General features: G+C 68.5%; 19 protein-coding genes. 15 read left to right on the top strand and 4 right to left on the bottom strand.

Annotation, left to right across the window (positions count from 1 at the left end; translation table 11 throughout):
- Nucleotides 1–3: 3 nt before the first annotated feature.
- The 3 genes from ACGTNG_RS00350 to pepN all read left to right on the top strand — a co-directional run bounded on the left by ACGTNG_RS00350 (nucleotide 4) and on the right by pepN (nucleotide 3,725).
- The gene (locus ACGTNG_RS00350; RefSeq protein WP_394574848.1) at nucleotides 4–489 is read left to right on the top strand and encodes a YajQ family cyclic di-GMP-binding protein; all 486 of its coding nucleotides are present in this window, start codon (nucleotides 4–6) and stop codon (nucleotides 487–489) included.
- A 152-nt stretch (nucleotides 490–641) separates the two neighbouring features.
- Nucleotides 642–1,019 carry a YbaN family protein gene (locus ACGTNG_RS00345; protein WP_394574847.1) on the top strand — a complete coding sequence of 126 codons (378 nt, stop codon included), beginning with the start codon at nucleotides 642–644 and terminating at the stop codon, nucleotides 1,017–1,019.
- A gap of 72 nt (nucleotides 1,020–1,091) precedes the next feature.
- On the top strand, nucleotides 1,092–3,725 hold the full coding sequence (pepN, locus tag ACGTNG_RS00340; RefSeq protein ID WP_394574846.1) for an aminopeptidase N: 2,634 nt from the start codon (nucleotides 1,092–1,094) through the stop codon (nucleotides 3,723–3,725).
- A 90-nt stretch (nucleotides 3,726–3,815) separates the two neighbouring features.
- Here the strand turns inward: pepN and ACGTNG_RS00335 are convergent, their stop codons facing one another.
- Both ACGTNG_RS00335 and ACGTNG_RS00330 read right to left on the bottom strand, forming a co-directional pair.
- Nucleotides 3,816–4,103 (bottom strand): hypothetical protein, encoded by a 288-nt coding sequence (locus tag ACGTNG_RS00335; RefSeq protein ID WP_394574845.1) that lies wholly within the window; start codon nucleotides 4,101–4,103, stop codon nucleotides 3,816–3,818.
- Nucleotides 4,104–4,213: 110 nt separating this feature from the next.
- On the bottom strand, nucleotides 4,214–5,812 hold the full coding sequence (locus tag ACGTNG_RS00330; protein WP_394574844.1) for a cation:proton antiporter domain-containing protein: 1,599 nt from the start codon (nucleotides 5,810–5,812) through the stop codon (nucleotides 4,214–4,216).
- Between the two features lie 155 nt (nucleotides 5,813–5,967).
- Here ACGTNG_RS00330 and yegS point away from each other — a divergent pair, with 155 nt between their 5' ends.
- From yegS to ACGTNG_RS00305, 5 genes are all read left to right on the top strand, one after another.
- Nucleotides 5,968–6,870, top strand: coding sequence for a lipid kinase YegS (gene yegS, locus ACGTNG_RS00325; RefSeq protein WP_394574843.1), 903 nt, complete (start codon nucleotides 5,968–5,970; stop codon nucleotides 6,868–6,870).
- 83 nt (nucleotides 6,871–6,953) lie between these two features.
- Complete coding sequence (locus ACGTNG_RS00320; protein ID WP_394574842.1) at nucleotides 6,954–7,550, top strand: LemA family protein; 597 nt, start codon at nucleotides 6,954–6,956, stop codon at nucleotides 7,548–7,550.
- Between the two features lie 10 nt (nucleotides 7,551–7,560).
- On the top strand, nucleotides 7,561–9,552 hold the full coding sequence (locus tag ACGTNG_RS00315) for a M48 family metallopeptidase (protein ID WP_394574841.1): 1,992 nt from the start codon (nucleotides 7,561–7,563) through the stop codon (nucleotides 9,550–9,552).
- 43 nt (nucleotides 9,553–9,595) lie between these two features.
- Nucleotides 9,596–10,024 carry a VOC family protein gene (locus ACGTNG_RS00310; RefSeq protein WP_394574840.1) on the top strand — a complete coding sequence of 143 codons (429 nt, stop codon included), beginning with the start codon at nucleotides 9,596–9,598 and terminating at the stop codon, nucleotides 10,022–10,024.
- A gap of 77 nt (nucleotides 10,025–10,101) precedes the next feature.
- Nucleotides 10,102–10,803 (top strand): prolipoprotein diacylglyceryl transferase, encoded by a 702-nt coding sequence (locus ACGTNG_RS00305; RefSeq protein WP_394574839.1) that lies wholly within the window; start codon nucleotides 10,102–10,104, stop codon nucleotides 10,801–10,803.
- Between the two features lie 112 nt (nucleotides 10,804–10,915).
- On the opposite strand, the gene ACGTNG_RS00300 is transcribed toward ACGTNG_RS00305, so the two are convergent.
- A complete protein-coding gene (locus tag ACGTNG_RS00300; protein ID WP_040187864.1) occupies nucleotides 10,916–11,122 on the bottom strand; it encodes a cold-shock protein in 207 nt (68 codons plus the stop codon).
- 303 nt (nucleotides 11,123–11,425) lie between these two features.
- Between ACGTNG_RS00300 and ACGTNG_RS00295 the strand changes: the two genes are divergently transcribed.
- Both ACGTNG_RS00295 and ACGTNG_RS00290 read left to right on the top strand, forming a co-directional pair.
- Nucleotides 11,426–11,851 carry an NINE protein gene (locus tag ACGTNG_RS00295; RefSeq protein WP_394574838.1) on the top strand — a complete coding sequence of 142 codons (426 nt, stop codon included), beginning with the start codon at nucleotides 11,426–11,428 and terminating at the stop codon, nucleotides 11,849–11,851.
- A gap of 63 nt (nucleotides 11,852–11,914) precedes the next feature.
- Nucleotides 11,915–12,559, top strand: a complete 645-nt coding sequence (locus ACGTNG_RS00290; protein WP_394574837.1) for a LysE family translocator — start codon at nucleotides 11,915–11,917, stop codon at nucleotides 12,557–12,559.
- 83 nt (nucleotides 12,560–12,642) lie between these two features.
- On the opposite strand, the gene ACGTNG_RS00285 is transcribed toward ACGTNG_RS00290, so the two are convergent.
- Entirely contained in the window at nucleotides 12,643–14,583 is a 1,941-nt protein-coding gene (locus tag ACGTNG_RS00285; protein WP_394574836.1) for a transglycosylase SLT domain-containing protein, read from the bottom strand.
- A gap of 159 nt (nucleotides 14,584–14,742) precedes the next feature.
- On the opposite strand from ACGTNG_RS00285, the gene ACGTNG_RS00280 reads away from it, so the two are divergent.
- The 5 genes from ACGTNG_RS00280 to ACGTNG_RS00260 all read left to right on the top strand — a co-directional run bounded on the left by ACGTNG_RS00280 (nucleotide 14,743) and on the right by ACGTNG_RS00260 (nucleotide 19,960).
- Nucleotides 14,743–15,105 carry a YkvA family protein gene (locus tag ACGTNG_RS00280; RefSeq protein ID WP_394574835.1) on the top strand — a complete coding sequence of 121 codons (363 nt, stop codon included), beginning with the start codon at nucleotides 14,743–14,745 and terminating at the stop codon, nucleotides 15,103–15,105.
- 46 nt (nucleotides 15,106–15,151) lie between these two features.
- Nucleotides 15,152–15,658 (top strand): PaaI family thioesterase, encoded by a 507-nt coding sequence (locus ACGTNG_RS00275; protein WP_394574834.1) that lies wholly within the window; start codon nucleotides 15,152–15,154, stop codon nucleotides 15,656–15,658.
- Nucleotides 15,651–16,115: a PaaI family thioesterase gene (locus ACGTNG_RS00270; protein ID WP_394574833.1), complete on the top strand. Its 465-nt coding sequence runs from the start codon at nucleotides 15,651–15,653 to the stop codon at nucleotides 16,113–16,115. Before ACGTNG_RS00275 ends, ACGTNG_RS00270 begins: the two co-directional genes overlap by 8 nt.
- Nucleotides 16,116–16,220: 105 nt before the next feature.
- Nucleotides 16,221–18,125, top strand: a complete 1,905-nt coding sequence (htpG, locus tag ACGTNG_RS00265) for a molecular chaperone HtpG (protein WP_394574832.1) — start codon at nucleotides 16,221–16,223, stop codon at nucleotides 18,123–18,125.
- A gap of 263 nt (nucleotides 18,126–18,388) precedes the next feature.
- Nucleotides 18,389–19,960, top strand: a complete 1,572-nt coding sequence (locus tag ACGTNG_RS00260) for a Re/Si-specific NAD(P)(+) transhydrogenase subunit alpha (protein WP_394574831.1) — start codon at nucleotides 18,389–18,391, stop codon at nucleotides 19,958–19,960.

Here is a 19,960-nt window from a genome sequence, read left to right as displayed (position 1 = left end):
GCCATGCCCTCCTTCGATATCGTCTCCGAGTTCGACAAGCACGAAGCCAGCAACGCCGTGGATCAGGCCAATCGCGAGATCCAGTCCCGCTTCGACTTCAAGGGCGTCACCGCGAGCTTCGAGCTCAGCGGCGACACCGTGACCCTCGAGGCCGAGGTCGACTTCCAGCTCAAGCAGATGCTCGACGTGCTGCGCAACAAGCTGATCGCGCGCGGGATCGATGCCCGCTGCATGGACGTCCAGGAGCCGGTGCTCTCCGGGGTGCGCGCCCGTCAGGAGGTGGCCCTCAAGCAGGGCCTCGACCAGAAGGAGGCCAAGGACATCGTCAAGCGGATCAAGGAGAGCAAGCTCAAGGTACAGGCCCAGATCCAGGGCGAGAAGGTGCGTGTCACCGGCAAGAAGCGCGACGATCTCCAGGCCGTCATGGCGCTGCTGCGTGCAGAGGGCGGCCCCGACCTGCCGCTGCAGTTCGACAACTTTCGTGACTGACCGTCGTGACCGATCGTCGCGACGAATCGGGCGACTGACCGGGCGGCATGATCCCGGTCATCCCGATGGCACCCATAGGCGTTCGCGATTGGCACCGGGCGGCGAAATGCTCTTCAATGAGGGGCATGCCGAACAACGGGAGTGAGCGCCAGATGCCGACCCTGCAACGCCTCGCCTTCCTGAGCCTCGCCTGGATCAGCTTCGGGGTGGGCGTGGTCGGTGCCTTCCTGCCCCTGCTGCCGACCACCTGCTTCATGCTGCTGGCGGTCTGGGCGGCCTCCAAGGGCTCGCCGCGCTTCGCCGCCTGGATTCGCGAACACCCCCGCTTCGGTCCCGCCATCACCGCCTGGGAGGCCGAGCGGGCGATTCCCCGCCATGCCAAGCGACTCGCTGCGACGATGCTCGCCGTGTCGATGCTGGTGCTGGCCCTCACCGTCAGTTTGCTGTGGCTGAAGCTCGCGCTCATCGCGGGGCTGGCGCTGGTCACCGCCTGGGTCCTGTCGCGTCCCGAACCCATGGCGGCCCGCTGAGCGCCCGGCTTTGAGCTTCGGGCACGGCGGGCCGTACAATGGATCGCAAATACCGACAGGAGCCCTTCCTAGATGTCAGAACCGCAGCCGATCTACCTGAGTGACTATCGTCCGCCCGCCTACCGCGTGACCCACACCGAGCTGACCTTCGACCTCGACCCCGCCGCCACCCGGGTCAAGGCGCGCCTGCACGTCGAGCGCCACCCCGAGCAGGAGGCCGGCGCCCCTCTCGAGCTCGACGGCGAGCAGCTCGACCTCAAGGCCATCGCCATCGACGGCCAGGCGCTAGGCGAGGACGAGTACGCGGTCGGCGAAGCGGGGCTGGTCGTGCACCGGGTGCCCCAGGCCTTCCTGCTCGATACCGAGGTGGAGGTCGCGCCCGATGCCAACACGGCGCTGTCGGGGCTCTATCGCTCCAGCGGCATGTACTGCACCCAGTGCGAGGCCGAGGGCTTTCGGCGCATCACCTTCTATCCGGACCGCCCGGACGTCATGGCGACCTTCTCCACCACGGTGATCGGCGATGCCGCGACCCTGCCGGTGCTGCTCTCCAATGGCAATCCGGTGGAGCGCGGGGAGCTGCCCGGCAATCGCCACTTCGTCACCTGGGAGGACCCGCATCCCAAGCCCAGCTACCTGTTCGCGCTGGTGGCCGGCGACCTCGAGAAGGTCGAGGATCGCTTCACCACCCTGAGCGGGCGCGAGGTGACCCTGCAGATCTGGGTCGAGGAGGAGAACCTCGACAAGACCGATCACGCCATGGCCTCGCTGAAGCGCGCCATGGCCTGGGACGAGCAGGCCTATGGCCGCGAGTACGACCTCGACCTGTTCATGATCGTCGCGGTCAACGACTTCAACATGGGCGCGATGGAGAACAAGGGGCTCAACATCTTCAACTCGGCGGCGGTGCTGACCCATCCCCAGACCGCCACCGATGCCGCCTTCCAGCGCGTCGAGGGCATCGTCGCCCACGAGTACTTCCACAACTGGTCCGGCAACCGCGTCACCTGCCGCGACTGGTTCCAGCTCTCCCTCAAGGAGGGCTTCACGGTCTTCCGCGATCAGTGCTTCTCGGCCGATACCAACTCGGCGCCGGTCAAGCGCATCGAGGACGTCTCCTTCTTCCGCACCGCCCAGTTCGCCGAGGATGCCGGCCCCACCGCCCACCCGGTGCGCCCGGACCACTACATCGAGATCGGCAACTTCTACACCCTGACCATCTACGAGAAGGGCGCCGAGATCGTGCGCATGCTCTCGAACCTGGTGGGGCAGGAGGCCTTCCGCCGCGGCAGCGATCTCTACTTCTCGCGCTTCGACGGCCAGGCGGTGACCATCGAGGACTTCGTCGACTGCATGGCCGAGGCCTCGGGCGAGGACCTCGGCCAGTTCCTGCGCTGGTACTCCCAGGCGGGCACCCCCGAGATCGACGCCCACGGCGAGTACGACTACGCCAATGCCGAGTACCGGCTGGTGCTGCGCCAGCGCACCCCGGCCACCCCCGGCCAGGCCGAGAAGCAGGCCCTGCACATCCCGGTGCGCCTGGGGCTGGTCGGCACCAAGTCCGGCCGCGACCTGCCGCTGACCCTGGACGGCGAGGCGCTCGGCACCGACGCGGTGATCCACCTGCGCGAAGACGAGCAGGAGTTCATCTTCACCGAGGTCAGCGAGGCCCCGGTGCCGTCGCTGGCGCGCGGCTTCTCGGCGCCGGTCAAGCTGCACTTCCCCTATGGTCGCGAGGACCTGGCGTTCCTGCAGGCCCATGACTCCGACGGCTTCAATCGCTGGGACGCCGGCCAGCGCCTGGCGCTGCTGGCCCTGGACGACCTGATCGCCGCCCACCGCAACGGGGTCGAGAAGGTGATGGACCCGCGGGTGGTCGAGGCCTTCCGCGCGGTGCTGGCGGCCCGTATCGACGACAAGGCGGTGCTGGCCCAGATGCTGACGCTGCCCTCGGAGGCCTACATCGCCGAGCAGCAGCCGCTGGTCGACGTCGACGCCATCCACGCCGCCCGCACCTTCGTCAAGCAGTCCCTGGCCACGGCCCTGCGCGACGACTTCCTGCGGCTCTACGAGGAGAACTGCTCCGAGGCGCCCTACGCGCCGGAGCCCGAGCAGATCGCCGCGCGCAGCCTCAAGAACGTGGCGCTTTCGTATCTCATGGCCATCGAGGACGAGACGGGGCTCGAGCTCGCCCAGGCGCAGTTCGCGGCCGACCACAACATGACCGACGTGCGCCACGCCCTGACGCTGCTGGTGCACGGCTCGCGCGGCGACCTCGCCGACCCGGCGCTGAAGGCCTTCGGCGAGAAGTGGGCCCATGACCCGCTGGTGATGGACCAGTGGTTCAGCCTCCAGGTGACGCGCCCCCAGGCGGACGTGCTGGATCGCGTGAAGTTCCTGATGGCGCATCCGGCCTTCTCGCTGAAGAACCCCAACCGGGTGCGCGCGCTGATCGGTGCCTTCGCCAACCAGAACCCGGTCAACTTCCACCGGGCCGACGGTGCGGGCTACCGGCTGCTGGCCGACACCGTGATCGAACTCAACCGACTCAATCCGGAGATCGCCGCGCGGCTGATCACGCCGCTGACCCGCTGGGCCCGCTTCGACGAGGCGCGCCAGGAGCAGATGAAGGCCGAGCTCGAGCGCATCCGCGCCGAGGAGCTCTCGCCCAACGTCTATGAGGTGGTGGAGAAGGCGCTCGCCTGAGGGAGCACCCTGCCTGGAAATGATGCGTTGAAACCGACAGCGCCGCCCGAGAGGGCGGCGCTGTCGTCGTGAGTGGGGCAGGTCAGGGCGTCAGTGGATCAGCCAGCTCAGCACCGTCACCCCCAGCAGCCACCAGATCAGCATGACGATGAAGGCGCCGCGTAGCAGGGCGGCAACCCCCTTCCACAGCAGCCACAGGCCAAACGCCAGCACCAGCAGGCTGATCAGGGTGATCGGGATGCCCAGCGAGTCGGACAGCCCCTGCATGAAGCTGCCGGCCGCCTCGTCGAGGCCGGAGAAGAAGCCGGTCAGGCCCGCGACGATGAAGCGGATGAATTCGCCGAAGGCGTTACCGATGAAGCTGAAGACGTCGTCCATGGGGGTGTGTTCCGGTGTGGGGGGCCTCGGCGCGCCGGCCGGGCCCTGACATCAAGCGATGGAGAAAGTATCGCGACAAGCGGCCCGCCCTGACAAGCCGGGCGCGTCGCTCATCCCAGCTGGCTCGCCCGGGAGGCCACGCCGGCCTCCTCGGCGGCGCTGTCGGCCAGCGCTCGGCCGGCCTCGTCGTAGACGTGGAAGACCGCATTGGCCCCCAGTTCGCGGATCGGCTCGATCTCCTCGGGGTATTCGACCACGGCGGTGATGCGCCCCGGAAATTCGCGGGAGCGCAGCTGCTTGAGGGCGAAGAGGTTACCCGCATGGTGCGGCATCGCCAGCACCACCATCTGCACGTCGCGAGACATCAACAGCTTGTCCCAGAAGTCGGAATCCACGGCATCGCCCTCGAGGATATTGAAGCCGCGGCCGCTCAGGGTCTTGACGCTCTGGGGGTTGCTGTCGATCCCCAGCACGCGCAGGCCGTACTCCTTCTGCAGGCGGCGATAGACGCTGCGGCCGATGCGCCCCATGCCCAGCACCACCGCCTCGGCGTCGCCGACCTCGATGGGGCGGTCGCTGGGCGAGAGCTCGTCGACGCTGATCCGCGGCAACCGCGGTTCCAGCCAGCGATAGACGCGCTCGCTGACGCCGTTGAGCACGGCCGAGAGCCCGAAGCTGAGCGCCACGGCCAGGGAGATCACCACCAGCCAGTCCCCCGAGAGCCAGCCACTGGAGACCGCGATGGCGCCGACGATCAGGCCGAACTCCGAGTAGTTGCTCAGGCTGAGCGTGGCCAGCACCGAGGTGCGGTGGCGCATCTTGAAGCGCATGAAGACCGCCTGATAGATCACGCTCTTCAATGGCAGGATCAGCACCAGCAGCAGGGCGGCACCGAGCATCTCGGCACTCGGCATGGCCGTCAGGCCGATGCTCAGGAAGAAGCCCACCAGCAACAGCTCCTTGAGGCTGAACATCGAACGCGCCAGGGTCTGGGCGGCGGGGTGGGGGGCCAGCAGCAGGCCGATGATCAGCGCGCCGAGATCGCCCTTCACGCCGACGGACTCGAACAGCGCGTAGCCCAGCACCAGTGCCAGCAGCATGCCGAACAGCATCTGCATCTCGCCGTGGCCCAGCCGGTCCAGCAGGGCGCGCAGGGCGGGGGCCAGCGGGATCAGTAGCACCAGGCCCAGGGCCCAGGGGCTCGGCAGCTCGCCGCTGGAGGCGGTGATGAAGAGCACCGCGAAGATGTCCTGCATGATCAGCACGCCGATGGCCAGGCGGCCATAGGCCGTCTGCGTCTCGCTGCGCTTCTCCAGCACCTTGACCACGAAGACCGTGCTCGAGAAGGAGAGCGCGAAGCCGAGCAGGGCCAGGGTGGACCAGCCGGTATCGGCCAGCAGCGAGAGGCCCAGCCACTTGATCAGGGCGAGCAGCATCACCATGACGAGGGTCGAGGCCAGCATGTGCAGGGTGGCGCCACCCCAGACGTCGCGGCGCAGCAGGGTGCGCACGTCCAGCTTCAGGCCGATACTGAACAGCAGCAGCACGACCCCGATGTCGGCCAGGGTCTCGAGCAGCGGGGTCTTGTCGAAGCCCAGCGCGTTGAGCGCGAAGCCGCCGGCGAGAAAGCCCACCATGGGCGGCAGTCGCAGCAGCATCGCGGACATGCCGCCGAGGAAGGCCGCGAGAAGAAAGGCCGGTTCGATCATGCACACTCCCTGTTCTGCAATCTTCGGCAAGACGGATAGTGTAGGGAAGTCGTAAGGTGAATGGCATTCATGATTTGGTGTATGCCCGTCGGCGATGACGCGGTCGTGACAGGGTGGCGGCGCTCGTCGAGGGCAAACCGGGCAGAGGAGGGCGCATGGCCAGACTGATCCTCAACGGCAAGTCGGCGCAGCTGCCGGAGGTGCGTGAGGCGGTCTTCGCTCGGCGGGCGGCGGGCGATGCCCTCGAGGTACGCGCCACCTGGGAGGCCGGTGACGCCGAGCGCATGGCGGAGCAGGCCGCCCGCGACGGCGTCGATCGAGTGATCGCCGGCGGCGGCGACGGCACGGTCAACGAGGTGCTCAACGGCCTGATGCGCGTGCCCCGCGAACGTCGCCCGGTGCTCGGCATCCTGCCCCTGGGCAGTGCCAATGACCTCGCCACCTCACTGGGCCTGCCGCTGGCCTGCGAGCCGGCCCTCGAGGCGGCCCTGAGCCTGCCAGCGCACCGAATCGACGTGCCCCGCCTGGACGACTGGCACTTCCTGAACATGGCCACCGCCGGCTTCGGGGCCGAGATCACCTCGTCCACGCCCAAGGGCTTGAAGCGACTGCTCGGCGGCGGCGCCTACTCGCTGATCGGGGCCGTCAAGGCCTGGCACATCAACCACTATGCGGGGCGGATTCGCTGGCCGGAGGGCGAACGCCGGGTCGAGGTCTGCCTGCTGGCCGTCGGCAACGGTCGCCAGTCGGGCGGGGGGCATCTGCTGACCCCGCAGGCGACGCTGGACGACGGTCGCCTCGACGTGCTGATCCTGCACGACATCGGTTCGCTGACCCAGCTGCGCGCCATGCGCCACGAGCTCGAGACGCGCCCTGCCCGCGGCACCCACGTCGACACCCTGCGGGTCGACTGGCTCGCCTTCGAGGCCGACGAGCCCGTGCCGCTCACCCTGGACGGCGAGCCCGCCCGGCGGCAGGGCTTCACGGTGACGATCGATCCCGCAGCACTGTGGCTGGCGGTGTCGACGGACTGCCCACTGCTCTCCCGGCCGGCATGAGGCTACTATGAACGCTCGCACATGAGATACGTGGCAACCGCCCTCGGGCGGACCGATTCGGGTCGACAAGGGAAGACGACATCATGAGCCTCTCGCTGATCATCCCCGTGGTACTGCTGGGCCTCCTGCTGGTCTACGGGGTGGCCATCTACAATCGCCTGGTGGCGCTGAAGAACCGCTACCAGAACGCCTTCGCCCAGATCGAGGTGCAGCTCAAGCGCCGTCACGACCTGATTCCCAACCTGGTCGAGACCGCGAAGGCCTACATGAGCCATGAGCGGGAAACCCTGCAGGCGGTGACCGAGGCGCGCAATGCCGCCGAGGTGGGGCTCCAGCACGCCGCGGCCCGGCCCGGTGAGCCCGGTCCGATGGCCGAGCTCGCTGGCGCCGAGGGCGCGCTGGGCGCCGCGCTCGGGCGCCTCAACGTGGTGATGGAGGCCTACCCGGAACTCAAGGCCTCGGAGAACATGCGTCAGCTCAGCGAGACGCTCACCACGACCGAGAACCGGGTGGCCTTCGCCCGGCAGGCCTACAACGATGCGGTGATGCAGTACAACACCTATCGGCAGAGCTTTCCCCCGGTGCTGCTGGCCGGCTCCTTCGGCCACAAGGGCGAGGCGGCCCAGCTGGAGTTCGATGACAGTGCCGAGATCCAGGCGGCGCCTCGTGTGACGTTCTGAGGCGTCGCCCATGGACTTCTTTACGGCACAGGATCGTGCCCGTCGCATGACCGGCCGGCTGGTCATGCTGCTGGTGCTGGCGGTGGCCGCCCTGATCGTCGCGGCGTCCCTGGCGGTGGCGTTGGCGGTGACCCTGCTCGATGTCGGTCCGCTCGCCGCCGATCCCCTGGCACGGGCCCTGGAGCCGCGCCTGCTGGGCGGAGTGGCGACGGCGGTGATCCTGGTGGTCGGCCTGGGAAGCCTGGTGCGCCACCTCCAGCTGCGCGCCGGCGGCAGCGTGGTGGCGGCGGCCCTGGGCGGGCGACCGCTCAACCTGGAAACCCGCAACGAGGAGGAGCGCCGGCTGCTCAACGTGGTGGAGGAGATGGCCATCGCCTCCGGCATGCCGGTGCCGGAGGTCTTCGTGCTTGAGGATCAGGCGATCAATGCCTTCGCGGCGGGCCATGACCTCGACGATGCGGCCATCGGCGTCACCCGGGGTGCCCTCGCGGCACTGGATCGGGATCAGCTGCAGGGGGTGATCGCCCACGAGTTCAGCCATATCCTCCACGGCGACATGCGCCTGAACCTGCGGCTGGTGGCGCTGCTGCACGGCGTGCTGGTGATCGGCCTGGCCGGTCGTCTGCTGCTGCACTCCTCCGGCGGCCGTCGGACGCGCTCCCGGCGGGGCGGGGGGCATGTCGCGGTGCTGGGCCTCGGCGCGGCGCTGATGGTGGTGGGCTATGCCGGCACCCTGTGCGGCAACCTGATCAAGGCGGCGGTGAGCCGCCAGCGGGAGTTCCTGGCCGATGCCAGCGCCGTCCAGTACACCCGCCACCCCGAGGGGATCGCGGGCGCCCTGAAGGTATTGGCCGCCCATCGCCTGGGCTCGCGGCTGCTCGCCACCCATGCCCAGGAGTTCAGCCATCTGTTTTTCGGCAGCGGCGTGCATTCCCTCTCCCGCCTGACCGCCACGCATCCGCCGCTGGAGGCGCGCATCCGTCGCCTAGAGCCCCACTGGGACGGTAGCCTGCCCCCTGCACCGGCCATCCGCTCGGCGCCGCCCCGTGCGGCGACCGGGCCGCGGGCGGGCGCCGCCACCCTGGCGGCGGGGTCGTCGGCCCGCCAGGCGACGGCCGATGCCCGAGGGGCCGACGCCCCGGTAAAGCAGGAAGCGAATGTTGCCGATGCCATCGTGGCGAGTGTAGGCCGACCGAGCGCCGAGGACATCGATCGCGCTCGTCGGCGGCTCGGCGAGATCGACGAGCGCCTGATCGCGGCGGCCCACGAGCCCTCTGCCGCCCGGGCGCTGGTCTACGGCATCCTGATGGGCGCCGATCCCGCCAGTCGCGAGGCGCAGCGTGAGGCCCTGGTCGGTCAGGCCCAGCCCGATGTGCTCGTCGAGCTCGAGTCGCTCGAGGGGCCGCTGTCACGGCTGGCGCCGGGCCAGCGCCTGCCACTGCTGGAGCTTGCGCTGCCCGTGCTGCGCCGGCTATCGGTGGCGCAGTCGATGCGGTTTCAGGCCTGCCTGCGCCGCTTGATGGCCCTGGAGTCGCATCCGGGGGCCCTGCAGTGGGCGCTGCACCGGCTCGTGCTCCAGGGGCTTGCCGGCGAGCGCCGGGCTCGGCGCGACCGCCACCTGGCCGACCTGTCCGGCCCGCTCTCCCTGCTGCTCTCGACGCTGGCGCGGGCCGGCCGGCAGGATGCACTCCCGACGCACGAGGCCGTCGAGCGGCTCTCGGCCGCGCTGGGCGTGCCCCTGGATGTCGTCCCCGAGTCGGCCCGGGCCACGGATCTCGACTGGGCCATGGCACGGCTGGTGCGCCTGGCCACGTCCGAGCGGGCCCCGCTGCTGGCGGCCATGAGCTGCTGCGTGGCCCACGATGGCCGGATCGAGCCCGAGGAGGCGGAGCTGCTGTGTGCGGTGGCCTGGAGCCTGGGGTGTCCACTGCCGAGTCCGGCGCGCCCGCCCGAGGAGCGGCAAGGCGGGGCGGCTGGCGAGTCGGTCGCGGAGACGGCATGATGAATGATCGTACCCCCATCACTGATCAGCGGAGGACGTCGCGATGCTCACCCCCTTCCACCTGGCCGTTCAGGTCCGAGACCTCGACGAGGCCCGCCGTTTCTACGGTGATCTGCTGGGCTGCCCGAAGGGTCGCTCCAGCGATACCTGGATCGACTTCAACCTCTATGGCCACCAGTTCGTCTGCCACCTGAACCCGGCGCTGGGCGAGCAGGGCCTCGATGATCATCGCAATCCGGTCGACGGTCACGGCGTGCCGGTCCCGCACTTCGGCGTGGTGCTGGAGATGGCCGACTGGGAAGCCCTGGTCGACCGGCTCACCGCGGCGGGCGTGCGTTTCGAGATCGAACCCTACCTGCGCTTTCGCGGAGAGCCCGGCGAGCAGGCCACCATGTTCTTCCGTGACCCAAGCGGCAATGCCATCGAGTTCAAGGCCTTTCGCGATATCGCCGGCCAGCTGTTCGCTACCTGAGGCGGGCCGTCACCTTGCGGCCGCGAGGGGGCTCTGGTGCAATGGCGCCCTTTTTCGGCAGGAACAGGAGAATGACCATGAAACCCTGGATGCCGCTGGTCTCGGCTCTGGCGCTGGTGGTGGGGCTGACCGGGTGCGATAACGGCGACGACACGCCGACACCCGCCGAGAGCGATGGGGCCCAGCAGGCGGCGAGCCAGCCGGCCGAGCAGACGCCCTCGACCCCCGAGACACAAAGCGCGTCATCCGCCGAGGCCTCGTCCACGGGCGAGGAGAGGGCCGCGGGCGAGACGACGACCGAGCAGCCCGAGGCGGCGCCTGCCGAACCGGGCACCGAGACGGTCGAGAGCGACCCCGAGGCACCCGGCGAGGCCGATCCCGTGATGAGCGACGAGGCGTTGCCCGGCGAGACGAGCCGTACCGACGTCGATGCCATCCTCGAGGAGACCGAGCGGCGCTTCGAGGAGGCCAGCCGGCGCATCGACGAGCAGTTCGAGCAGGCGGAGCGGCAGCGGCCCGAGGGCGAGGCGATCCCCGAGCCTGACGCCTCGGCCGATCTGGAGTCGGTGCTGGAGGAGTCCTCCCCGCTGCCGGATGAGGTCTCGGCGGTGCCGGACGAACTCGGTGAGGATGAGGTCGATGCCATCATCAAGGAGACCGAGAAGCGCTTCGAGGAGGCGAGTCGCCAGATCGAGGAGCAGTTCCAGGAGGCCGAACGCCAGGCCCCGGGCAGCTCTTCCGAGCTCGATATCGAGGCGAGCCCAGGCGAGGAGGACTGAATCACGCTCGCCTGCCGGACACCGCAAACGAAAAAGACCCACCTTACGGTGGGCCTTTCTCTATGACGCTCGGACGGCGCTGCCGGCCGGTCGTCTCCGGGTCAACCGAGGATCAGTCGGCGGCGCGGATGTTGGAGGCCTGAAGGCCTTTCTTGCCCTGGGTCACTTCGAAGGTGACTTTCTGGCCGTCCTGCAGGGACTTGAAGCCTTCAGCCTGAATCTCGGAGAAGTGAGCGAACAGGTCATCACCGCCGTCGTCCGGAGAGATGAAGCCGTAGCCCTTGGTGTCGTTGAACCACTTGACAGTGCCAGTTGCCATTGTCGATTTCCTTAACTAACTAAATAATGGTGCTGGGCCAGGGAGGGTCGACCTCGCCATGGACCCGTAATACGTGGGCAGGACAAGAAGCAAGTGCGCACCGGGTATATCGAAGGAATCGAAGTACAACTGACGACTTTTCTGCTTGCTGACCAACGCAGCGGATAGTGCTACAGCGCCAGGGTTGCGTCAACACGGTGTCGCAGGGAGACTGGCGCTGCCGCCCGCAAAAATACTGTAGATGGAAAGCCCGTGAGCGTCCAGCCTCCATCTCGCCCCCTTCATCACCGAAAGAGAGCCTCCATGTCCCAACCGCATCTCGCCTCCAGCGACACCCACAGCAAGGTGGTCGGCTACCTGCTGTGGCTGTTCGGCTTCCTCGGCGCCCACCGCTTCTACTATGGCAAGCCGGTCACCGGCACGATCTGGTTCTTCACCCTGGGGCTGCTCGGCATCGGCTGGCTGATCGACCTGTTCCTGATTCCGTCCATGGATCGCCAGGCGGACCTGCGCTTCCAGGCCGGCCCGACCAACTACACTCTGGCCTGGCTGCTGCTGACCTTCCTCGGGGTCTTCGGCATCCATCGCTTCTACCTCGGCAAGTGGCTGACCGGCATCCTCTACCTGCTGACCTTCGGCCTCTTCGGCCTCGGCGTGCTCTACGATTTCTGGACCCTCAACGACCAGATCTCCATGCGCCATGCGCGCCGCGGCATCTTCAACGGCTGACCGCCGGATGCCCTTCTGCCGTGACAGGCGAGGGTGCCTTCTGGATTCCCGCTCGGAGGACGCATGTTGATCGACGCACAGTTCTGGCCGTTCCTGGTGGCCATCACCCTGCTCAGCATGAGCCCCGGGGTGGATACCCTGCTGGTGATCCGCAACACCGCGCGGGGCGGCTGGCGCGACGGCGTGGCCACCAGCCTGGCCATCTGCTGCGGCCTCTTCGTGCACGCCACGGTCTCGGCGCTCGGCATTTCGCTCATCCTGCTGCAATCGGCCTGGGCCTTCGGCGTGCTAAAGCTGGCGGGGGCCGCCTATCTGGTGTGGCTGGGCGTGGCGAGCCTGCTGGCCGCCCGGCGGGGGAAGGGTCTTCCCGTGGCCGGCGTCGCGACGGAGCGTCGGCCCGTGCCGCTGTGGCGGCCGGTGCGCGAGGGACTGCTCTCCAACGTGTTGAACCCCAAGACGGTGGTCTTCTACATGGCCTTCCTGCCGCAGTTCATCGCCCCGGGGGATCCGGCGCTCGCCAAGTCGCTGTGGCTGGCCGGCGTGCACTTCGTGGTGGCCAACCTGTGGCAGATCGGCATCGTGGCGATGGTCGGCAGCGCCGGCCAGTGGCTGGCCAGCGCGGCGTTCACGCGCTGGCTCAACGGCCTGACCGGAGCCGTGCTGGTCGGCTTCGGCATCAAGCTGGCGCTGACCCGCCCGCCGGGCTGAAGCGGATGCCGAAACGAAAGCGGCCCCGGGAACTCCCGGGGCCGCTTTCGTCTGGGGGGCGGTGAGAGGGGCGCTGCCGAGGCTCAGTTGCTGGCCAGCAGCGAGCGGTCGTAGCGCACCGAGGTCTCCGCCGGGGTCAGCAGCGACACGCCGGCGCTGTCGCCGCCCTTGGCCAGGCTCTCGAAGATCACGCGATAGGCGAGCACGGCCTGCACGTAGTCGCGGGTCTCGCGGAAGGGGATGCTCTCGACGAAGAGGTCGAACTCCCGCGGGGCGTCGCGCAGCCAGCGGTCGACCCGGTGGGGGCCGGCATTGTAGGCCGCGGTGGCCGCCAGGCGGTTGCCCCGGTAGCGGTCGAGCATGTCGCGGATATAGGTGCTGCCGAGACGGATATTGACGGCGGGGTCGAGCACGCCGTAGGGCCCCGGGTCGCTCATGCCGAGCTGCCGGCTGACCTGGGTGGCGGTGCCCGGCATCAGCTGCATCAGGCCGCGGGCCCCGGCCGGCGACAGCGCATCGGGATTGTAGGCGCTCTCGCGCCGGGCGATGCCCATCAGCAGGTAGGGATCGACGCGGGTCTGCCGGCCCCAGTGCAGGAAGTGATCGCGATAGGCCTCGGGGAAACGCCACGCCAGGTCATCCCACAGCTTGCCGGCGATGGTGGTCTGCACCAGCCGGGCCTGCCAGCCGCGCCGCTGGGCATAGTCGGCGAGCAGGCGGGCCTGCTCTTCGGTGCCGCGCGCGGCGGCGGCATACCACTCGCTGGCGGCGAGCCCCGGCTCGCCGATGCGCAGCAGGGCCTCGGTGCGGCGCACGGCCGGCCACTCTGCCACCGCCCGGCGAGTCGCCTCGTCGATCCGGTGGCGCGCCTGGTTGAGGGCGTAGGGACGATCGAGGCGATCGGCGGCGGCGAAGCCGAAGAAATTGCGCTCATCGGCGGCCCGGGCGTAGGCCTCGCGGGCCTGGTCGTCGTCGCCCCGCTGCTCCAGGGCCCGTGCCCGCCAGTACTGCCAGCGACTCTCGCCGCGCTGCGCCTCGCCCATCCGGTCGGTCCAGGCGATGACCCCGGCCCAGTCGCGATCACCCAGCGCCGTCCTGACCCGCAGCTCGAGCAGGTCGTCGTCATCGCGTCGCGTCAGCAGGTCGTCGACCCAGCCGAGGTTCTGGTCGATGTCGCGGACCAGGGAGTAGAAGGCCAGGTCGTGCTCGATCGCGCGGCGGTGGCGCTCCTGGAGGGAGAGGTGAGGGGCGAGCTTGCGCCACGCCTCCAGGGCGGCCTCGGTATCCGCCCGGGTGAAGCCGTGCATGGCGGCGGCATACAGCGCGCTGGTGCCGCGGCACTCCGGCCCGAGGCAGGCAGGCGTGCGGGTGACGGCGGAGAAGTCCTGCTTCAGCACGGCCATGGCCGTGCGGCCATTCTGCCACTCCCGACCGAGCATGCGGCCGAGGTAGGCGGCGAGCCCCGTCTCCCCGGCTTGCCAGGCCAGGGTCATGCGCTCCCAGATCGCTTCCTGATCGATCTCCCCCTGGGCTCGCAGGGTGTTGAAGAGGGTGTCGCAGGCGTCCGGCTGCGAACGGCCCACCAGCCACAGCTCGCGGCCCCCCTCGGCGGCCGCCTGCGGGTCGGCGCCGAGCTGGGCGGTGTAGTAGTGGCACTGACGTTCGGTGCCTGAGGGCACGCCGTCGGCCACCGCCCTGAGGCTTGCGTAGCGCCCCGCCTCGCCATAGTGCTCGATGGCCTGGCCGCGCAACCACTCCGCCAGCGGGGTATCGTCGTGGCGCTCGATGAAGTCCAGCACCGCCTCGGGCTCGGCGCCGGGCAGGCGGGCCTTGAGTCGGTGGTAGTCGACATAGCCGGCCAGCACGTGATCCTCGATGGCGCGCTGATCGATCTTCTGCCACTGCTGGCTGCGCGCGGCCTGCAGGGCATCCTGCATGGCGCGGTCATTGCCTTGGGCGAGCAGAGGCAGGCAGCAGAGGGTGGCGACGATCAGGGACTTGCAGTGACCGAATGACGGGGGCATGGGAGGACCTCTTGCGGTTCGCGATCGGCGGTCGGCCATGGTGGCCGATGGCGGCGGGCTTGAGTAGTGTCGCCGTGGCCCGACAGGCGCCGGCTATCCGGCGTCGCGGGGATATTCTATCGTGTAGCGGGATTCGTGCGTGGCGGCAAGGAGAGAAAGATGGCCAGATTCAGCGGTGGCGGGCCGATGGAGCGCCTGCGGCGGCGCTCCCGGGTGTTCGGGCAGATGGCGCGCGCCCTGCGACTCTTCCTGCCCATGACCCGCGACGTGCTGCTGGGGCGTTACCGGCCGGTGCCTTGGGGCGCCCTGCTGTGGATGCTGGTGGCGCTTGGGTACCTGATCTCGCCGCTTGATCTGATTCCCGATGTCCTGCTGCTGATCGGCCTGGTCGACGACGCGGTGATCGTCGGCTGGTTGCTGACCCGCGTCGATCGTCACCTGGCGGGGTATCGCGCCTGGCGGGAGGGCCCGGGGGACAAGCCCCCCGGCGAAGGTCGACGCGACGACGAACGCCTGTCCTGATACGATCGTTTGAATCTTTCTCGACAGGCGTCCCCACGAGGTCCGCATGACCCCCGATCATTCCCCCAGCGCCGCCGACTGGCGACGCGCCCTGGCGCGTTTCGTCGCGGTCATCCCCCATACGCGCGCGCTCGGGCTCGAGGTGCTCGAGGCCGGCCCCGAGGGCGTGCGCCTGCGCCTGCCCTGGCACGATGACCTGCTGGGTGACGCCACCCGGGGGCTGGTGCACGGCGGGGTGCTGACCATGCTGCTCGATACCGCCTGCGGCTCGGCGGTGCTGCCGGCGCTGCCGGCGCCGGAGGTCTGTCCGACCCTCGATCTGCGCGTCGACCACTACCGGCCGGGCGTGGCCGGGCAGGCGATCATCGCCGAGGCGCGGGTGGTGCGGGTCACCGCCTCGGTGGTCTTCACCGAGGGCACGCTTCGCCAGCAGGCGGGACCGTTGGCGCGAGGCATCGGCAACTTCGTGCGCCTGGGCCCGCGCAATACGCCGCCGGGCTTCGCCGAGGCGCTGTTCGCCGAGGCCCCTGTCGAGGAGAGCGACCATGCGTGATGGCTTCCACGACGTCGAATGGCTGGCGCGCACCCGCGCCGAGGGCGACGTCCAGGCGTGGCTGGCGCTGATCCCCTATGCCCGACGCATCGGCGTCACGGCCGAGGCGGATCCGGACGGCGAGGGTCTGCTGTTTCGCCTCGATCCCCGCGAGGAGAACGTCGGCAACGTCCTGCTGCCGGCGCTGCATGGCGGGGTGGTGGCCGCCTTCATGGAGACCGCGGCGACCCTGGACCTGATGCTGGCCGCGCGGGAGCCGCGCCTGCCGCGCATCGTCGATCTCTCCATTGACTACCTGCGCACCGCCCGGGTGGTGCCGACCCTGGCCCGCTGCACCCTGCTGCGCGAGGGGCGGCGCCTGGGCAACGTCCAGGTCACGGCCTGGCAGGAACGCGAGGCGCTGCCGGTGGCCACCGCGCGCCTGCACTTCGTGCTCGGTGACCCCTCCGCCAGTTAAGCGCGACGGGGTGCTTGAAAAGCCCACGACGGGCCCCATATCGACGACAGTTCCACATCGGTGGCCTCGCCACCATTGTCATGTCGAAAAAGGGGTCCGAGCCACATGACCACTGCCACCCATGAAGAAACCCTCGGCTTCCAGACCGAGGTAAAGCAGCTGCTGCACCTGATGATCCACTCCCTGTATTCCAACCGGGAGATCTTCCTGCGTGAGCTGATTTCCAACGCCGCCGACGCCTGCGACAAGCTGCGCTATCAGGCGCTGGACAACGATGCGCTCTATGAGGGCGACAGCGAGCTGCGCATCGAGATCGAGCACGACGCCGAGGCGGGCACCGTCACCGTGCGCGACAACGGCATCGGCATGAACCGCGACGAGGTGATCGAGAACCTCGGCACCATCGCGCGCTCGGGGACCGCCGAGTTCCTCAAGCAGCTCTCCGGCGAGCAGCAGAAGGATGCCCGGCTGATCGGCCAGTTCGGCGTCGGCTTCTACTCTGGCTTCATCGTCGCCGACGACATCACCGTGCGCACCCGCAAGGCGGGTACCGCGCAGGGCGACGGCGTCGAGTGGCACTCCAAGGGCGAGGGCGAGTTCACCGTCGCCGATATCGAGCGCGAGACCCACGGCACCGAGATCGTCCTGCACCTCAAGGAGGACGCCCGCGAGTTCGCCGACGATTTCCGCCTGCAGAGCCTGGTGCGCAAGTACTCCGACCACATCGAGGTGCCGGTGCGCATGCCCAAGGTCGAGACCGCCCGTGACGAGGACGGCAACGAGATCGAGGGCAGCGAGACCACCACCTGGGAGACCGTCAACGAGGCCACCGCGCTGTGGGTGCGCCCCAAGAGCGAGCTCACCGATGACGAGTACAAGGCCTTCTACAAGCACGTGGCCCACGACTTCAGCGATCCGCTGACCTGGAGCCACAACAAGGTCGAGGGCAAGCTCGAATACACTAGCCTGCTCTACGTGCCGGGCCGCGCGCCGTTCGACCTCTACGAGCGCGACGGCGCCCGCGGCGTGAAGCTCTACGTGCAGCGCGTCTTCATCATGGATGACGCCGAGCAGTTCCTGCCGCTCTACCTGCGCTTCATCAAGGGCGTGCTGGACACTCGCGACCTGTCGCTGAACGTCTCCCGCGAGCTGCTGCAGCAGGATCCGCAGGTCGAGAAGATCAAGAGCGCCCTGACCAAACGCTCGCTGGACATGCTCAAGAAGCTGGCCAAGGATCCCGAGGCCTATCAGACCTTCTGGAACACCTTCGGCAGCGTGCTCAAGGAAGGCCCGGCGGAGGATCACGCCAATCGCGAGAAGATCGCCGGCCTGCTGCGCTTCTCCAGCACCCATACTGACAGCGCCACCCAGGACCAGTCGCTGGCCGACTATGTCGCGCGCATGAAGGAGGGCCAGGAGAAGGTCTACTACATCGTTGCCGATAGCTTCAATGCGGCCAAGAACAGCCCCCATCTGGAGGTCTTCCGCAAGAAGGGCATCGAGGTGCTGCTGCTCCACGACCGCATCGACGAGTGGCTGATGAGCCACCTCACCGATTTCGAGGGCAAGAACCTGGTCGATGTCGCCAAGGGCGAGCTCGACCTCGGCGAGATCGAGGACGAGGAGGAGAAGAAGGCGCAGGAGGAGACCGCCAAGGCCAAGGAGGACCTGGTCAAGCGCGTCAAGGAGGCGCTGGGCGACGAGGTCCAGGAGGTCAAGGTGACCCATCGCCTGACCGACTCGCCGGCCTGCGTGGTGCTGCCCGAGCACGAGATGGGCTTCCAGATGCGTCGCATCATGGAGGCCGCCGGCCAGGCGATGCCCGAGGTCAAGCCGATCCTCGAGCTCAATCCCGAGCATGCCCTGGTGGCGCGCCTCGAGGGCGTCGAGGGTGACGGCTTCGAGGATCTGGCGCGCATCCTGCTCGATCAGGCGATCATCGCCGAGGGCGGTCATCTCGATGACCCTGCCGCTTACGTCAAGCGTCTCAATGCCCTGTTGAGCGCCTGATCGCCAGCCTGACCGCGACATCGCCCGCGATGTCACCATCAGAAAAGGCCGCCTTCGGGCGGCCTTTTCGTGTCGCTCTCATCCGCCGGTTGCCGTTTGCGTCAAGCAGCTTGCCGGGCCCGGACGGCGTTTTTCGTCGGCGGTAAGACGCGATTCTGTCTCCCTCCTCGACCTTCGCCTGGCTGTTGTGCATCGCGGCATGCTCAGGTATGAATATCCGGTCTGACCTATGCAAGATTCCAATAACTAGCGGGAGATCCAACGTGAAGATTGGTGCACCCAAGGAGCTCGCCAAGGGTGAGGCGCGTGTCGCGCTGACCCCCGACAGCGCGAAGTTCATCCAGAAACTCGGACACGACTGCCTCATCGAGACCGGGGCCGGCGCGGCCGCCGGCTTCGACGACGCCGCCTATCGCGATGCCGGCGTCACCGTGGTCGACGGCGCCGAGGCGCTGTGGACCGAGGCCGAGGTGGTGATCAAGGTCCGCGAGCCCCTCGAGGAGGAGGCCGAGCGCCTGCGCGAGGGCCAGACCCTGATCAGCTTCTTCTGGCCGGCCCAGAACGAGGCGATGCTCGAGGCATGCCGCGCCAAGGGCGCCACCGTGGTGGCGATGGACATGGTCCCGCGCATCTCGCGGGCCCAGAAGATGGACGCGTTGTCGTCCATGGCCAACATCGCCGGCTACCGCGCGGTGATCGAGGCCGGCAACCACTTCGGGCGTTTCTTCACCGGCCAGGTGACCGCCGCCGGCAAGGTGCCCCCGGCCAAGGTGCTGGTGATCGGTGCCGGCGTGGCGGGGCTTGCCGCCATCGGCACGGCCACCAGCCTCGGCGCCGTGGTGCGCGCCTTCGACGTGCGGCCCGAGGTCGCCGAGCAGATCGAATCGATGGGCGCCGAGTTCCTGTTCCTCGACTTCGAGGACAGCCAGGACGGCTCGGAGAGCGGTGGCTACGCGGCCCCCTCCAGCCCCGAATTCCGCGAGAAGCAGCTCGAGTGCTTCCGCGAGCAGGCGCCGGACGTCGATATCGTCATCACCACGGCGCTGATTCCCGGCAAGCCGGCGCCCAAGCTGTGGCTGGAGGACATGGTCGCGGCCATGAAGCCCGGCTCGGTGATCGTCGACCTGGCGGCCGAGAAGGGCGGCAACTGCGATCTGACCCGGGCGGACGAGAAGGTGGTCTCCGACAACGGCGTGACGGTGGTCGGCTACACCGACTTCCCCTCGCGCATGGCCACCCAGTCCTCGCTGCTCTACGCCACCAACGTGCGCCACATGCTGACCGATCTGACCCCCGAGAAGGAGGGCGTGATCGAGCACGACATGGAGGATGACGTCATCCGCGGCGCCACGGTGACCCATCAGGGCGAAGTCACCTTCCCGCCGCCGCCGCCCAAGGTGAAGGCCATCGGCGCCTCCAAGCCCAAGCCCAAGGAGAAGGAGCCGACGCCGGAGGAGAAGAAGGCCGCCGAACACGCCGCCTTCAAGGCGCAGACCAAGCGCCAGGTGACCCTGCTGGCGGTCGGTGGCGCGCTGATGCTGCTGCTCGGCCAGGTGGCCCCGGCCTCCTTCATGCAGCATTTCATCGTCTTCGTGCTGGCCTGCTTCGTCGGTTTCCAGGTGATCTGGGGCGTCAGCCACTCGCTGCACACGCCGCTGATGGCGGTGACCAATGCCATCTCCGGCATCATCATCCTGGGGGCGGTCCTGCAGATCGGCTCGGGCAGCGTCGTGGTCGGCGTACTGGCGGCGATCTCGGTGCTGATCGCGTCCATCAATATCGTGGGTGGCTTCCTGGTGACACGCCGGATGCTCGCCATGTTCCAGAAATCCTGA

This window comes from Halomonas sp. B23F22_3 (genome assembly GCF_043496965.1).
GTDB lineage: Bacteria > Pseudomonadota > Gammaproteobacteria > Pseudomonadales > Halomonadaceae > Halomonas.
This window is presented reverse-complemented; position numbering and strand designations above follow the sequence as displayed.

Coding starts and splice junctions, on each gene's coding strand:
- ACGTNG_RS00350 (WP_394574848.1), top strand. CDS start 4: ATGCCCTCCTTCGATATCGTCTCCGAGTTCGACAAGCACGAAGCCAGC.
- ACGTNG_RS00345 (WP_394574847.1), top strand. CDS start 642: ATGCCGACCCTGCAACGCCTCGCCTTCCTGAGCCTCGCCTGGATCAGC.
- pepN (WP_394574846.1), top strand. CDS start 1,092: ATGTCAGAACCGCAGCCGATCTACCTGAGTGACTATCGTCCGCCCGCC.
- ACGTNG_RS00335 (WP_394574845.1), bottom strand. CDS start 4,103: ATGGACGACGTCTTCAGCTTCATCGGTAACGCCTTCGGCGAATTCATC.
- ACGTNG_RS00330 (WP_394574844.1), bottom strand. CDS start 5,812: ATGATCGAACCGGCCTTTCTTCTCGCGGCCTTCCTCGGCGGCATGTCC.
- yegS (WP_394574843.1), top strand. CDS start 5,968: ATGGCCAGACTGATCCTCAACGGCAAGTCGGCGCAGCTGCCGGAGGTG.
- ACGTNG_RS00320 (WP_394574842.1), top strand. CDS start 6,954: ATGAGCCTCTCGCTGATCATCCCCGTGGTACTGCTGGGCCTCCTGCTG.
- ACGTNG_RS00315 (WP_394574841.1), top strand. CDS start 7,561: ATGGACTTCTTTACGGCACAGGATCGTGCCCGTCGCATGACCGGCCGG.
- ACGTNG_RS00310 (WP_394574840.1), top strand. CDS start 9,596: ATGCTCACCCCCTTCCACCTGGCCGTTCAGGTCCGAGACCTCGACGAG.
- ACGTNG_RS00305 (WP_394574839.1), top strand. CDS start 10,102: ATGAAACCCTGGATGCCGCTGGTCTCGGCTCTGGCGCTGGTGGTGGGG.
- ACGTNG_RS00300 (WP_040187864.1), bottom strand. CDS start 11,122: ATGGCAACTGGCACTGTCAAGTGGTTCAACGACACCAAGGGCTACGGC.
- ACGTNG_RS00295 (WP_394574838.1), top strand. CDS start 11,426: ATGTCCCAACCGCATCTCGCCTCCAGCGACACCCACAGCAAGGTGGTC.
- ACGTNG_RS00290 (WP_394574837.1), top strand. CDS start 11,915: ATGTTGATCGACGCACAGTTCTGGCCGTTCCTGGTGGCCATCACCCTG.
- ACGTNG_RS00285 (WP_394574836.1), bottom strand. CDS start 14,583: ATGCCCCCGTCATTCGGTCACTGCAAGTCCCTGATCGTCGCCACCCTC.
- ACGTNG_RS00280 (WP_394574835.1), top strand. CDS start 14,743: ATGGCCAGATTCAGCGGTGGCGGGCCGATGGAGCGCCTGCGGCGGCGC.
- ACGTNG_RS00275 (WP_394574834.1), top strand. CDS start 15,152: ATGACCCCCGATCATTCCCCCAGCGCCGCCGACTGGCGACGCGCCCTG.
- ACGTNG_RS00270 (WP_394574833.1), top strand. CDS start 15,651: ATGCGTGATGGCTTCCACGACGTCGAATGGCTGGCGCGCACCCGCGCC.
- htpG (WP_394574832.1), top strand. CDS start 16,221: ATGACCACTGCCACCCATGAAGAAACCCTCGGCTTCCAGACCGAGGTA.